Origin of the sequence: Methanobacterium alkalithermotolerans (assembly GCF_018141185.1) — an archaeon.
Taxonomy (GTDB): domain Archaea; phylum Methanobacteriota; class Methanobacteria; order Methanobacteriales; family Methanobacteriaceae; genus Methanobacterium_F; species Methanobacterium_F alkalithermotolerans.
Map to the genome: position 1 here is coordinate 474,651 of NZ_CP058560.1, position 15,158 is coordinate 489,808.

11 protein-coding genes are annotated in these 15,158 nt (G+C 39.7%); 4 read left to right on the forward strand and 7 right to left on the reverse strand.

Features of this window, described 5'->3' with window-relative positions; all coding sequences use genetic code 11:
• Positions 1–147 precede the first annotated feature (147 nt).
• The 4 genes from HYG87_RS02165 to HYG87_RS02180 all read left to right on the forward strand — a co-directional run bounded on the left by HYG87_RS02165 (position 148) and on the right by HYG87_RS02180 (position 7,297).
• Positions 148–2,226: a glycosyltransferase gene (locus HYG87_RS02165; protein WP_211533601.1), complete on the forward strand. Its 2,079-nt coding sequence runs from the start codon at positions 148–150 to the stop codon at positions 2,224–2,226.
• Positions 2,227–2,519: 293 nt separating this feature from the next.
• Positions 2,520–3,644 (forward strand): glycosyltransferase, encoded by a 1,125-nt coding sequence (locus tag HYG87_RS02170; protein WP_211533602.1) that lies wholly within the window; start codon positions 2,520–2,522, stop codon positions 3,642–3,644.
• 28 nt (positions 3,645–3,672) lie between these two features.
• Positions 3,673–6,078: a DUF2206 domain-containing protein gene (locus tag HYG87_RS02175; RefSeq protein ID WP_211533603.1), complete on the forward strand. Its 2,406-nt coding sequence runs from the start codon at positions 3,673–3,675 to the stop codon at positions 6,076–6,078.
• 76 nt (positions 6,079–6,154) lie between these two features.
• Positions 6,155–7,297, forward strand: coding sequence for a glycosyltransferase family 4 protein (locus tag HYG87_RS02180; RefSeq protein ID WP_211533604.1), 1,143 nt, complete (start codon positions 6,155–6,157; stop codon positions 7,295–7,297).
• A 182-nt stretch (positions 7,298–7,479) separates the two neighbouring features.
• On the opposite strand, the gene HYG87_RS02185 is transcribed toward HYG87_RS02180, so the two are convergent.
• The 7 genes from HYG87_RS02185 to HYG87_RS02215 form a co-directional block, all read right to left on the reverse strand.
• Positions 7,480–8,466: a glycosyltransferase family 2 protein gene (locus HYG87_RS02185; protein ID WP_211533605.1), complete on the reverse strand. Its 987-nt coding sequence runs from the start codon at positions 8,464–8,466 to the stop codon at positions 7,480–7,482.
• A 183-nt stretch (positions 8,467–8,649) separates the two neighbouring features.
• Entirely contained in the window at positions 8,650–9,867 is a 1,218-nt protein-coding gene (locus tag HYG87_RS02190) for a DegT/DnrJ/EryC1/StrS family aminotransferase (protein ID WP_211533606.1), read from the reverse strand.
• 38 nt (positions 9,868–9,905) lie between these two features.
• The gene (locus tag HYG87_RS02195; protein ID WP_211533607.1) at positions 9,906–10,487 is read right to left on the reverse strand and encodes a hypothetical protein; all 582 of its coding nucleotides are present in this window, start codon (positions 10,485–10,487) and stop codon (positions 9,906–9,908) included.
• Positions 10,488–10,795: 308 nt separating this feature from the next.
• Positions 10,796–11,791 (reverse strand): ATP-grasp domain-containing protein, encoded by a 996-nt coding sequence (locus HYG87_RS02200; RefSeq protein ID WP_211533608.1) that lies wholly within the window; start codon positions 11,789–11,791, stop codon positions 10,796–10,798.
• Positions 11,788–12,366, reverse strand: coding sequence for a metallophosphoesterase family protein (locus HYG87_RS02205; RefSeq protein WP_211533609.1), 579 nt, complete (start codon positions 12,364–12,366; stop codon positions 11,788–11,790). Before HYG87_RS02205 ends, HYG87_RS02200 begins: the two co-directional genes overlap by 4 nt.
• 38 nt (positions 12,367–12,404) lie before the next feature.
• Positions 12,405–13,586, reverse strand: coding sequence for a hypothetical protein (locus HYG87_RS02210; RefSeq protein ID WP_211533610.1), 1,182 nt, complete (start codon positions 13,584–13,586; stop codon positions 12,405–12,407).
• Between the two features lie 20 nt (positions 13,587–13,606).
• The gene (locus tag HYG87_RS02215) at positions 13,607–15,052 is read right to left on the reverse strand and encodes a flippase (protein WP_211533611.1); all 1,446 of its coding nucleotides are present in this window, start codon (positions 15,050–15,052) and stop codon (positions 13,607–13,609) included.
• Between the last annotated feature and the right edge of the window lie 106 nt (positions 15,053–15,158).

Consider the following 15,158-nt stretch of genomic DNA (forward strand, 5'->3'; position numbering starts at 1 on the left):
TATCGCATTATAATCCATTAAACTATAAAGTAGCTTTTAGTCATTTAATTCCTTTTTAAGTGATTTTAATTAATATTTGAATATATTTTTTTCTAAAAAGGATAGTTATTTATTATAATATCCACAAATGTAATTGACGGGGATATGTTGGAAGCAATTCCTGATTATCCAGATTGGATTGATTTGGATAATGTAAACTATTTTTCAAATATAGAAAGTTATTCTAAGAATAATAAGGATAAATTGTGTGTTAGCTGCGTTCTGGAAGAGTATTTTCCTATTTCCATGAAGCACGTTACTTTTTTGATACCGGCCTATAATGAAGAACAATCCATTGGTTCTTTGCTGGAGGAAATATACAACTACAAAAGGCCTCAGGTACTGGTGGTGGATAACAACTCCCAGGATGGTACAGCAGATATCGTTAAAAAATCTGGTGCTCGACTTATAAGTGAAAAAGAGCAGGGAAAAGGTCATGCTATACGAAAGGGATTTGAAAATATCCAGTCTGATTTTGTGATTATGCTGGATGCTGATAATACCTATGATCCTCAGGAAGCACAGAAATTACTACAGCCACTGCTCCAGGGGGAAGCAGATGTGGTTATGGGCTGTCGGCTCAACCAGAATATGGAAGAAGGTTCAGTTACCCGTTTTAATTTGATAGGTAACCGTATTTTAAGTAAAGTGGCCACTGTACTTTTCTCCAGAGTGAGTGATGTGTGCACCGGATACTGGGCTTTCAAAAAAGAGGTGATTGACTACCTCCTGAAAGAGGGCATTGATTCTCCAGGATTTGACCTGGAAGTGGAGATGTTTTCTAAAATAGCCCGGGCGGGTTACACCATAAAAGAAGTACCCATTCACTACAAAAAACGGATGGATGATCCTAAATTAAATTCCGTGGTAGATGGTGCATTGATTTTCCGGAGAATGGTATTTTATTATATTAAAGATCTGGCAAACCGTTTTTTAACCAGTTATGATAACCAGCACCATAGTAAACCCCGAATATCCATTATTGGTTCCCGGGGTGTGCCAGCCCGCTATGGTGGATTTGAAACCTTTGCCCAGGGTCTGAGCACCCGCCTGGTAAAGGAAGACCATGAAGTGATAGTAAGCTGTGAGTACCAGAACCCGGAAAAAAGGCCTGAGGAGTTCCAGGGAGTGAAGTTAAATTACTTCCCCTTGAAGCCTCCCCAAAATTATCTGCTCCGGAAGTTCTATGAAAACCTGTCTGATATTTATTTTTTATTCCAGCTTAGCCGGCAAAGTGACCTCATCTACTTTTTAGGTATAGAGGTGGGTATGTTTTTATTCTTACCCCTACTTCTAAACCGGAACTTGACCCTGCTGGTTAATATTGACGGGGTGATGTGGGAGCGGGATAAGTTTAACTGGCTGGAAAAAAAGCTTTTAAAGATTAATCATGATCTGGCCACAGTATTTGCCCATGGTCTGGTGGCGGATTCCCGGGAGATGATAAACTATATTCATCCCCGCTATCAGGATAAAGCCGTCTATATTTCCTATGGAGTGGATTTACCAGAAAAAGTACCCTGGAGTGAAAAATCACTGGATAAATTAAAGTACCCGGGGGACGTTTCCCTTAAAAAAGGAGAGTATTTTTTGATTGTGGCCCGTTTAGAACCAGAAAATAATATACATACCATGATTGATGCTTACCTCCAATCAGAAGTGGATGAGCCCCTGGTGGTGGTGGGAGACTTCACCAGCCAGGAATATAAAGAGGAACTTCAGGATTTAATTGGCCCTGATGATTCATCACTGATATTTCTAGGATCAGTTTATGACCAGGAATTACTTAACATGCTGCGGCAAAATTGTAAGGCCTATGTCCATGGTCACTCTGTAGGGGGAACCAATCCTTCCTTACTGGAGGCAGCAGCCAGTGAAAATATTATCCTGGCCCATGATAATCCCTTTAATAAGGAAGTATGTCAGAAATTTGCCCTGTATTTCCAGGATTCTCTCCAGTTAAAGGGTCACCTGGAAAAAATCAGTCAAAAAGAAGAAAGTTTTATGGATTTATCCCAGGGGGTGTGTGCCTCTATGGAGAGTAATTATTCCTGGGATAAAATAGCCCTGGATTATGATAACCTGTTTATCAAAGAACTTCGTGAACGGAATAATTACATAACCCACAGGAAAACCATAAATTCCTTTATCCATAAGACATCACTGGAGAGTATGCGGGCTAAATAGGTAAATAATAAAATTTAGTTGAATATGAAGGTAAAATGAAATTTATAAGTTTTTTAAAAAAAGGAGATGGAAAATGATTTATTTTTAGAAATTAGGGGGAAGTATTTAGTTAGTTAATTATTACTGATTTTATAAATCGGTAAAAAGGAGAATAAGGGCCCCTGTCTATTTGCAGGAGTGATTGATTCGACCAGCACCTCCTTTACCTAAAGTTTAGGGGTCCTATTCTCTGAAATTTAATGATTAACGGGGGGATAATCATTAAAGCAATATCAGATGCCGGAAAAATAGTGATGACTATTTCTTATCCGGATGTAAGATTAAAAAAAGAATTAGAGAGCCTGGAGCGTAATGGTTACCAGGTTAATCTTATTATGTGGCAGCGGGGATGGCCCCTGCAGCTACCAGACACAGTTAAGGTTCGGGCCCTGAAACTGGATGCTCCTACCGGGGATTACCGTTCCATATTTTATTTTCCACTGTGGTGGGCTTATCTTTTCACCTGGCTAATTTTGATGGACTGGGATGTTATTCACTCTGTAAATCTGGACACTTACTTTTTTGGGGTTCTGGCATCTCGAATCAAGCAAAAAGCGGTGGTTTATGATATCTTTGATTTTTATGGAGATATGATGCCTGAGAGATTCCGGGGTCTGGTGGTAGCCATAGACAGGTTTTTAATCGGTATGGCGGATGCGGTGATTATTGCCGATGATTCCCGGATAGAACAAATAGGAGGGGCCTTAAATGAAGAGATAATCACCATTAATAACGTGCCCACTGCTGATTTTAATAAAGAAGATCAGCATAATTCCCGGGATTATTTTAAAATTTTTATAGGAGGTAAGATCATACCAGAGCGCTGCATCCACCTGGTACTAAAGGCAGTAGATAAGCTGGATGATGTGCAGCTTACCATAAGGGGTTACTGCGGGGATAAAAACTACAAAAAGCAGTTGCTGGAGAAGGCCCAGGGAAAGGATAATGTGGATTTGTATCTGGAGGGGGTTCCCTATCAGGATATTGTGGATGAAACCCTGGATTCTGATTTGACCATAGCCCTTTATGACCCTCAAATCCCCAATAACCGTTATGCCAGTCCTAATAAATTATTTGAGGCTATGGCCTCCGGGATACCTATCATTGTTAATGAAGATACTTCCATGGCCCACATTGTAACCCAGGAAAACTGCGGTTTGGTGATACCCTACCAGAATCTAAAATCTCTGGTAGATAGTATCCGGATTTTACAAAGTCAAAAAAAATTACACCACCTGCTGGGAGAAAACGGATCCCGGGCCTATAAAGACAAGTACAACTGGCCGGTTATGGAAAAACGACTTTTAGATATATATGATAGAATAATAAGCACCCGTTTAAGGGTCAGAGTAAGTAATGCACAGCTTATGAAGGCTTAGGTTTTTAGAATTTTATCGAGGTTTTAATTTGGGTCTAAAAAATGTGATACGTGCTTATGAATGGGAAGTAGATAGCCTGTTGAAACTGGTGGTAGTGTTACTAACCATCTATTTTTTTCTTTTGTTTTTAGATGAGGCCGGTCGCCCTCTGGAACTATTACAGGTAATGGTTTCCCTTATAATCATCCTTTTTATCCCGGGGACCCTCTTTTTACGGCTCCTTAAATGGGAGTACCGGGAGAGTAGTATGGAGGTACTGCTCTACACCCTGGGTATTAGTGTGGCTATAATACTCTTTCTGGGATTTATGCTGGATTTAGTACTGGGATTTATGGGAGTAATTAGAACCCTCACCCCTGGTTCTTTTAACACTACCCTGGTGATTTTAATCCTTATTATGAGTTACCTGATTTATCGCCAGGGCCCCCGAAAGAATAACAGGATTAAAGTAGAATTACCCTCCCCGGATTTGGGATTTAATTTCAAAGCCCTGCAGGGGATTAATTCTATGGATATCCGAAATATGATATCTCCACCCTTGCTTTTGATTCTATTAGTGCCCTTTTTAGGTATCCTGAGTGCTCATCTAATGAATCTTTATGATTTGAACCTGTTAGCCATGGTTTTAATCATATTAATTGGAGTGGTTACTCTTTTAATAGGTTTTAAGAAATTTCCAGAGCGAATTTTTCCCCTGGCCATTTTTTTAATTGCTCTTTCTCTTTTATATCATAAGTCTTTAATAACCACCTATATTTGGGGTTGGGATGTTTCCTTTGAGTATTATATGGCCCAGGAAGTGGTTCGAAATGGTTACTGGGTGATGCAAACCCCTAATAACTATAATTCCATGTTGAGTGTGGTGATTCTGGGACCGGCTCTGTCATTTTTTACCGGCATGAATATGGTCTGGGTGTTTAAGGTAGTATATCCCTTCCTTTTTGCTTTAATGCCGGTGAGTATGTATTTTATTTTTAAAAGGCAGCTGAATTCTACTATGGCCTGTTTATCTGTGTTTTTATTCATATTCATGTTCACCTTTTATACTGAGATGCTGGCCCTCTTACGGCAGACCATTGCTGAGTTATTTTTAGTACTATTAATCCTTTTGATGGTTAGTAGCGATCTTAAAAGGTCACGTAGATCTTTTCTGGCAGTTATATTTTCTTTGGGGATTGTGGTTTCCCATTATGGTTTATCCTATATCTGGATGTTTGCCCTGATTTTTTGTGGAGTATTGCTGCTTCTAAATGCACCATTAGATAAAATAAACACTTTTATCATCCACTTACTACCCTTGAAATTAACCCTGGAAGAAAAGATAAGTACTCCGGATTCGAGCTCCCGGCAAGAATACCTGGAAGAAGATCTAAAGCCGGTGGGAGTGATTAATTTTAAAAGGATATCCCTTAAGGGTTTATGGAATAATGATTCCTCTCCCCGGACCATAAAGCTTATCCAGAAGTACCGGGAGGATAGGGTAGATAAGTTTTTCAGCTGGCCACTGGTCCTTTTATTTATAATATTTCTCATTACCTGGTATTTGTACACCGCCAGTTCTTCACCTCTTATCTCCATCATCAATGCCGTTAATGATATTTTCTCCAATATTCTATCTTTCATGGATCCTGATGCTTCCCAGGGATTAAGTCTGGTTTTGGTTCAGCAGAAATCGTTTCTAAGAGATATACATAAATATCTGTACCTGGTATCCCAGTTTTTAGTAGCCCTGGGAATCATGGCCCTGTTACTAAAGCAAAATGTGGGTAAGTTTAAAAAAGAATATAAAATATTTTCTTTAGCTGCTTTCTTTTTACTGGTGGCGGGAGTGGCAGTTCCCTTCTTATCCAGCCAGTTTAATACTTCCCGCCTGCTGCACATGGCCCTCATCTTCTTATCACCCTTTTTTATGGTAGGTGTTTTCTGGGGATTTAGTCTGCTTAAAAGTTTTTTTAAAAGAATACCCTTGAAAAAGGGGGTGTTGAGGTTTTCAGCAGTTTTTTTACTGGTGATACTTTTAATGGATAGTGGATTAGTATACCAGTTTTTCCCCACAGAAGAAGGGATATCCATTGCCATGGACCCGGACTATGATTTCCCTAAATTTAACCAGCAGGAAGTTATAGCCTCAGACTGGGTAAAGAATAATTTTGGCCTGGAAGGTATCTATGCCGATAAGCATCGGGCCAGTGTACTGCGCAGTTTTCTGCCGGATTGTGAGGAGATACCCGTCTACAAGGACCTGATACAATCAGATTACTATGTTTTCATGGGTACCATGAATATACTTAAAAATGGAGTTTATTTATACCAGATGACCGGGGCCAATGTGATAAGTGAACTGGGCTATGTTAATCCAGAGGATATCCTGAAAAAAAGGCCTAAAATCTATGATAATGGAGGATCCTGGATTTATGGAGGTAAAGTGGAGTAGATTATATCCTGATTTTTTTAACCAGGCGACGGTTTAAATTCATTAAAATAATTAAGTTAATAAGGAGGGTGTTTAAATGGATATAGGTATTATCAGCAGTTCTATTGAGGAAAAAAGCGGAGGTATTGGGGTTTACACTGAGCAGTTAATAAAAAACCTCAACCAGATAGATCAGGATAACCGGTACCATCTTATCCATTCAGAATATTCTCCCCGGGATGTTTATCAGTATAATTCAGAAATCATAATTCCCCGCAACCGTTTTTTGAATAATAAGCCGGGTGCTTATATGTTCTGGAGGTATTATACTCTGAGCCGTGATTTAAAAAAACATGTTCTGGATGTGGTCCACGACCCTTATGAACTGGGTCCTTTATCCTTTTCCCAGCCCATGGCCAAGGTGATCACCATTCATGATTTGACCCCACTGCTTTTTCCCCGGATGTTTAAAAGAGGGGATGTGCTGCTCCATCAATTGTTACTGGGGCGCACCATTAAGAACGTGGATCGAATCATAACTGTATCAGAGTACTCCAAACAGGATCTTATAAACCATCTGCAGGCCCCTGAAAAGAAAATCAAAGTGATACACAATGGCAAAGATGATATATTCCAGGAAGCCTCTTTAGAGGCCCGGGAGCATATTTGCCATAGTTATAGCCTATCTTCCCCATTCATTTTGAGTGTAGGGGGCCTGCATCCTATTAAAAATATCCCTGGACTTTTAAAATCATATGCCCTGCTGCGTGGTGAGGGTTACCACTTACCCCTGGTACTGGTGGGTAAAAAAGTTGACTCCTGGCATCCGATATTTCATACCCTCCAGGATTTAGGACTAGAAAAAGAGGTTATATTCACCGGACACATCAGCCAAAAAGACCTGGCCCATCTCTATTCAGCAGCAGAACTTTTTGTGTATCCCTGTCTCTATGCCGGTTTTGGATTACCACCCCTGGAGGCCATGGCCTGCGGAACTCCAGTAATAAGTTCTAATAATAGTTCAATTCCAGAGGTGGTAGGTGATGCAGGAATAATGGTGGATCCGGAGAATCATCAGGAATTAGCCCATCAGATGTCCCTGGTTTTAAGTGATGATACACTCCAGAAAAAAATGATTAAAAAAGGTAAAAAACAGGCTGATTTATTTAGCTGGAAGACTGCTGCCCAGAAGACCCTGGAAGTATATAACCAGGCCCAGGAAATGCATGGTACTATTTAGTAAAAAAAAAACCTATAAAATGATTTCCAGAATATAAACCCTAAGAAAAGAATATACCATATAAAAATTCAAAAAAAACCTGATAAAAAAGAATAATCACCATAAAACCTCATATAAATTATTTTTTTTTAAAAAAAATAAAATTTAAGGTAATTTTTTTAAATAAAAGTTTTTAAAAACCCTTAAAATTTCAATCCAGCATAGTAGCCCCTGATGGCAGCCCAGGAAAAACCCCACTCTCCCCTCAAGAAGAAGGTTAAAACGTCTTTTAAGAGTCTGAAAAAAACCAGGTTGCTAAATAGAACAATTTTAGAGGGGTTTAAATGTTTTTTCATGATTAAGAAGCGGTTGCGGTAAAAATAGTAGAGTGATAGCTGGCTTAGTCTACCGGAAAATCCCTCTTTATGGTATATCTTAGATAGTGGCTGGTAAATTATCTGGTACCCCTGTTGGTGTGCTCTTAAGCAAAAATCTGTTTCTTCTAGTATTAAGAAAAAATTTGAATCCAGGAGCCCTATTTCCTGGAAAACTTCTGCTTTTATAAGTAGACAGGCCCCCAGGAGGGCATCTACTTCCTGGACTTCATCGAATTGTCCCTGGTCCAGTTCACCGATACCCTGGTTCTGGGCAATTACCCAGGGCCAGATCATCTTAACCCCAGCGGAATTGATGTACTCTTTTTCAGGAAAGTAACAGGTTTTAGGACCTACCACTCCTACATCTCCAGAGACCGTCTCCACCAGAGGTGTTAGAAAATCAGCTTCCACCACCGTGTCATTATTTAGTAAGAGCAGGTAGTCAGGTTTTAAAAATTTCAGGGCATACTTGATTCCCAGGTTATTACCTCCCGCAAAACCCCAGTTTTTCCGGGCCCTTATCAAAGTTATTTGATGTTTAGGAGGGTTTTCAACAGGAGTGTCCATTAAAATATTAATTTGTGCCACTTCATGGACCTGGAAATCATCTCCGGCATCACTAAAACCTTCACCATCTGATATTAAATTTAAATATTCTCTTATTTTAACAACAGAATCATCAGAAGAATCATTATCCACAATTACAATGTCGTAGTTAGGATAATCTATTTCCCAGATAGAATCCAGGCATTCCAGGGTATCCCTCCATCCATTCCAGTTAACCATCACAATAGAAACTCTAGGATCATTCATATTCATCCCCCCCATTTAAAGACGAAAAGCTTATATTAGACCTTTATCATAAATGAATGGTGATAGGCCCTAACATGTCCCCCCCAAAGGACTTATAAAATAGGGCCCTATCACTTTATATAAAAAACATCCATAAAACCCGGTTTAGGGTTTAAATTACTATTTTTAAATCTTTCATAGATTTCAATTTAATACCCTCTGAATAATATTTATAATATCACCCATCTCATCCAGGGACAGAGTAGGGTATAGTGGCAGGCATAGTATGGTACTGGAGATTTGCCGGGCACACTCTAAATCATTTTTATGGAATAAAGGCACGGTTTTATTTTGGAAGTATTCATAATCCACCGTCAGGGGATAGAAATACTTACGGCTATGGTAGCCCTGATTATTCAGAGTATTAAAGACCAGATTTCTGGTTTTTTCATCCTCAAAGCATAGAGGCATATAAGCATGGTTGTAGCTAGATGCAGTTATTTTCTGGAACTTTAAATCCAGATCTTCCAGATTCTGCTTATAGCACTCATAGAGGATTTTACGTATTTTCAGATTTTGGTCTATATGATTCAGGTTGCATAGTCCCATACTGGCCTGGAATTCATTCATCTTGGCATTTATTCCTGGTAAAATAACCTCCTCTTCTGAGGCAATACCATGGTTACGAAGCAATCTTATCTTATCAGATAGTAATTTATCCCCTGGCACCAAACCCCCACCTTCAATGGTATGGAAGGCCTTGGTGGCATGGAAACTCAAAGTAGAAATATCACCATATTCTAAAAGAGGTTTTCCCTTATATTCCACCTTAAAAGCATGTGCTCCATCATAGATTAAAAAAAGGTCATTTTCATAGGCGATTTTCTGGAGTTTATCCACATCACAGGGATTGCCAAAGGTATGCACTGCCAATATGGCTGAGGTGTCTGAGGTAATATTCTCTTCCACCTCCCCTGGATCCAGATTAAAGGTTTCTGGGTCAATATCAGCAAAAACTGGCTGTAAACCTTCCCAGATTAAGGTATTGGTGGTGGCAGCAAAGGTAAAAGGAGTGGTTATAACACGTCCCTTGATATCCAGGGCCTTAAAAGCAATTTGTAAGGCAGAACTTCCATTGGATACTGCTAAAAAATTATCCAAACCCAGATAATCCATCATCCTCTTTTCCAGTAATTGCACCAGCTGCCCATCATTGGTAAGCCAGTTATTCTCCCAGATATTAAAAAGGTAGTGCAGGTATTCCTCCAGATTGGGTAAATCTGACCGGGTGACAAAAACCTCATTTGATGGTGAATTAAAACCGGTGCGGTTATAAATTATATTCTCCAGTGAACCGGTGTCTGTATCGTTATCCAGGCTGATACTGTCCAGCTGGTATTGAAATGAATCTAAATCAAACAAAATAACATTCCCCCTTAAAAAAATAAAAAAAGATAGGTTTAACTATCTTTTTTAAGAGGGTGTTTTACCCTGGTCGGTTCTTTCTTATCAGGCAGGTTTTGCCCTTTAGATTCAGTTACTTGTGGATTAGGTGTTGTTTTTACTGATTTAATTGTAGGGGATGTCTGGGTCCCTACAATTTTAACATAATCAGATTCTGTCACACAGTGACCACACCAATTTACAGGTGAAGGCAAACCGGGATAGACTTTATAGATTAAATAAGCCACTGTGGATTCGGAGTTTAACTCACTAAGGTCCTGGGTACGGAAGTGGCACACTAGGTCCATATAACCATCACCATTGACATCCTCGAAGTGACAGCTTACAGGTGAGGCACCAGCAAAAAGGATGGTACTCTGCATAATCCAGTTTACATCAAAACCTTCTGGATTGTCATAGGTGGGTGGCCCCCCAAAAATAGCCACCGGAACCACACCTTGATTATTAAGGTTGATGGCATTGGGATCGCTCCCGGGTTTAATATCTATTCCACATGCTACAGCCGACGAGGCTAAAAACAAAATTAAAAATATGGTCAGAATGCTGACCACGCCTACTTTCTTAAATTTAGTCACCATATCCCCCCCATAGGAATTACATCAATAGATGCACGTGATAAATAATTAATTCCTCTAAAAAGACTCCTGAAAAGTGATCAATCCATATTATAAAAATAATAAAGGCAGAGTAATAATCATCAAAAGGGATTGATCATTTTTATTTTTTTAGAGTCTTACAATTTTTTTAGTTCTGACTAAAAAAATTAATTGCTTCAATTTTTGTGTACAATTATATATAAAAACCCCTATATATTATTTTATATCAAGGGGAAATCGATAATTTTATAAATACCTGGAGGAGTATCTGAAATATCCAGAAAAAGATATTAATTACCACCTAAATGGTTTTTTTGGTTTTCTAAATAGCGATTGAGTTTCATCTCTTCTATCTGATTATAACTTACCGTTAATTCACTCCAGTACCTTAAAATGGCCATTTCTTTAATATTGAAGACTATATTTTCTCCCTGCAGGTAGTCACATACCATTAAAGGTTCATTAAATCCAGCCAGAGCCCGGCTGGCGGTGGTCCCGGAACATCGTGCATTAAATTCAAAAATGTAAGGAACACCGTCTTTTAATCTTAACTGTACATTGCATGGTCCCCAGGGATTTAAAACTTGAATAACCTCCTGGAGATAGTCCTGGATTTTCTCATCCTGCACCACAAAGGCCTTGTAGGTATCACCGCATCTTAACTGGCGGGTCATGATTATGGCCCCTATAAAATCATCCAGAAATAGGGTGCCGCAGGTGTACTCTTTACCAGTTGAATATTCCTGTACTACGTAGTTTTGAGCTTGGGGGATTTTTTTAAATTCTTCCAGAGTGGCCGGGTCTTTTATGACTTTTTTACCTACAGAACGGGCCCCTCCCTGACAGGGTTTTACCACCACTGGAAAGTCCAGCTGATCATCATAGTCCTGGACCTTATAGGTTTCCAGGGCAGGGAAACCATTTTTTTCCAGAAATTCATAGGTTAAGAGCTTATCATCAGCAATATCAACCACCGAAGGGCTACTTACCACCACCTGGGTACCGGTTTTTTTCTCCAGCCAGGATTTACTCCCGGCCAGGTAAGGCAGTTCCGCATCCAGTCCTGGGAACAATACTTCCACCTTTTCCTGGTCACATACCTTCTCCAAAAAGGGTAAAAATTTATCTGTATTAGCATAATAGCCCTGATAAGCACTTGAAACCCCATATAGTCCTGTGGCCAGTAAGTCACCATCTATACCTACCATTTCATGGGAAGTGGGCTGGAGGGCCTTTAATATGCTTTGACCCACCCCTCCCCCTACTCCAGTTACTGCTACTTTCATATGATATCCTCCAGTTGAATGAATTCAATGTGCTCCTCTTCTAATAAGGCGTATCCCCGGGGATGGCCCCTTCTACCCTTAGTCAGGGATCCAGGGTTAATAACCGTTTTATCCTTCCATTTAAAGATTAGTTGTTCATGAGTATGGCCCAAGAATATATACTTGCTATCCCGGGGTGCGTGATGAATAAGGCGCAGAAAATCATCTCTGGAACGGAGATAATCATCCCCCAGAGAATGGGTGATGTATAAGTCCTGATGAATTATTTCTTTTTTTAATGAAGATAGCAACTGGATTTGACTGGGGGATAATCTCTCCCGGGTATAAAGAATGGATTCCTGGACCGCGGGATGTTGATTATCCAGGTTTTCCCCACTGATGCACATCCGGTCATGGTTACCCAGCACCACCAGGTCAATTTTTTTTAATATAAAATCCATGCACTCGTTGATATCCGTCCCATAGCCCAGGAGGTCTCCACAAAAGATACTAAAATCCACCTCTTTAAGTAGTGATTTTATATCCTGCAGGCTTTCTTTTTGGGCATGCAAATCAGAAAATACCAGCATATTCATGATTATAACCTCTTTAGCCTTTCTTTAGAATGTAAAAATCATTTAACATCATAGGTGTATTCTCCCTGGTAGAATAGTTTCAGGTTCTGGAGATAATCCTGATAGTCCCAGTACTCGGTGCATAGCCGGTACTCATGTTCCTGGTACTCCTGGTAGTCTTCCTGGTTATCCATTGCTTTTATATCATTAACCATATTATCCAGCAGGGAGGGGTAGCTGGGATAGACTGTTTTTAATTTCTGGAAATCAGGGGTGAAAAATTGTTCATTATAAACACTAAAACCAATTCCCCCACTAAAAACAGTCTCCACAAAGTAGCCATCCAGTCCCTCCCCAAAGGTGAGGGCCCATTTAGTACCAGAAATCAGTTCTTTAAATTCCTCATAACTTAGATTTTCAATAATCTGCAGTTTTAAATCAGGTAAATTTTCAGTTAACTTATCCAGAACCCGGGATTTTAGAGGATGGGGATCCGGGGAAATAATCATTAAATCATCTCGCTGGGAGAATGGTTTACGATTATAGTTTTCCGGGGAAATAAATACTGATAATTTGTGTAAGGGACATCCTAAATACTCTTGCATCTTCCTGGTGGAGTACTGCTCATGAGCAGTGGTGCAACTTAGAAATCCCAGTTTTTTAAGGGCATTTATCTCCTTAAGAGGAGGTAAGTAATCAATATTCTGGAGTAGCAGGTTAATATGTAATTTTTTTAGTTTCTTAAAAGCAGCCCGATCCCCGGGGGTGAGATTAATTATAAATTGGCCTATGGCAAATTCCGGGATATGGATTATTAGTTCTTCCAGGTGGGGGAAATAATCCAGTGCCTGGGAGAAATTATAAAGATGGTGATTGTTACTAAAGCGGGTATATTTAAGTAAAGGAGGATCTCCTGGTAGATTACAAATCATGGCCCCTGAAGAGGGGCTGGAAAATAGTTTATCAGTTTCCGTGCAGATGGAGGAGATGGATAGAATACCTCCACTGATATCATCATAACCTGGTGTTAAAAAGATAATTAGCTCTTTTAAATCCGGTTCAAATTCCTGTTCCATTAAATATTTTTGACGGGTATGGATTCTCCAGCTACTTAGTGGATTTTTCAGGTAGTAATCATAAAGAGGGGACTGGTAAATGGTGGTAGATATGCGGGAAAAATAGTAATTATATTTGAATAAGGTTTTGCGTCGAAGTTGGGATAATTTCACACCAGGTTCCATTTATATCACTTTTTTTTAATTTAATCAAGTTCTGTGGGTTTACCCATCACCCTTTTCAGGATATGTATATCCACCTCATCATAGGCCCGTAAAGCATATAATCCCCCACCATAAACCATTAATCCTCCCAGAGATAATAGCCAGATATTATCCAGGGGGAAGAATATCATAAAAAGAGCCATGCCCCCACCAGCCAAGAAAATTTTAAGTACGGTGGTGAGTTCCTGGTGGGAGGGTACATATCCCATGCGGGTGATTACCATAAAACCCAGAGTCATACCCATAAATTCAGTTAAAACCGTGGCAATACTGGCCCCCACATAACTATAAAATGGTATGAGTGCCAGGTTTAGTACAATATTTGAAAGAGCACTTAGGGCCGTTATTTTGGTTATTATCAGCTGTTTGTTGGATGATTCTAAAAGTCGGGCCACAGAACTACTGATGAAAATTAAAACCGAGGCCCATACCAGGATTTGCAGGGCAATTACCGAGTCTGAAAAGGCCGGGCCAAAAAATAAGAGGATGAAGTCCTGGGCCAGCAGGGTGACCCCCACCCCCAGGGGCACTCCCAGGATAAGCATGTACCTTAAATATTTTTCATAGGCCAGTTTCAGGGAATCCCGGCTGGATACATAATACTGGGACATCACCGGGAAAACCGCAATATTCACCATGGTGGGTATCACCAGAAAAACCATTAATAAACGGTAAGCCACATTATAGTAACCTACTGCTTCGTTTCCCTGTATAAGAGATATTAAAACTGAATCAATCCAGAAGTAAATGGTTACAAATATTCCTGAAGCGGCAAAGGGCCATGCTTCCTTAATCACCGATTGGAAGAATTTTAAATCAATTTCCAGGCGGGGTGGGAAGAATTTCCAGGTACAGATGATGATATTAAATAGCAGTACCACCCCACTGGCCAGGGCATAGATGGATACAAATCCAGCTGCATCAAAACTCATTTGGATGGCATAGAACACCCCTCCAAATAGTACCGCGCTGTTGAGGATGATGCCCACTGACTGGAACTCCATTCTCTCATAGGCCTGGAAGATGGAATAGAATATCTGGGAAAGCGAAGTAAAAACAATAAATAACGCAGCCCAGTAAACAGCATTAATGGTTGCAGAAGGATACCCCATCAAATTGATTGCCAGCGCAATTAGAAGCAGGGTTAAAAGGGAGAGTATTATCTTTAAAACCAGGAGGTTACTTAGATACTTTCGGGATATTGATTTTTTTCGGGCTACCTCCCTTACTGCCAGGGTACTTACTCCTAAATCAGCCAGCACCCCAAAAATAGCCACAAATGCCAGGGCAAAGGATAAAATACCAAAACCTTCTGCCCCTAAATACTGGGCAGAATAAATAGTATAAAAAAAGGCCAGAAGATAGCCTACCAGTTGAGCTAAAAATAACCAGGCCGTGTTTTTAAGGATTTGTTGAATCTTATTCATAAAAAACTAAATTAGGTGGATTACCTGGAATATCTAATCCAAACTTAATAATATGTAAAAAAATAATTTTCTCCCCCCAGTAATATCTGGTTATATTAAAATTTAT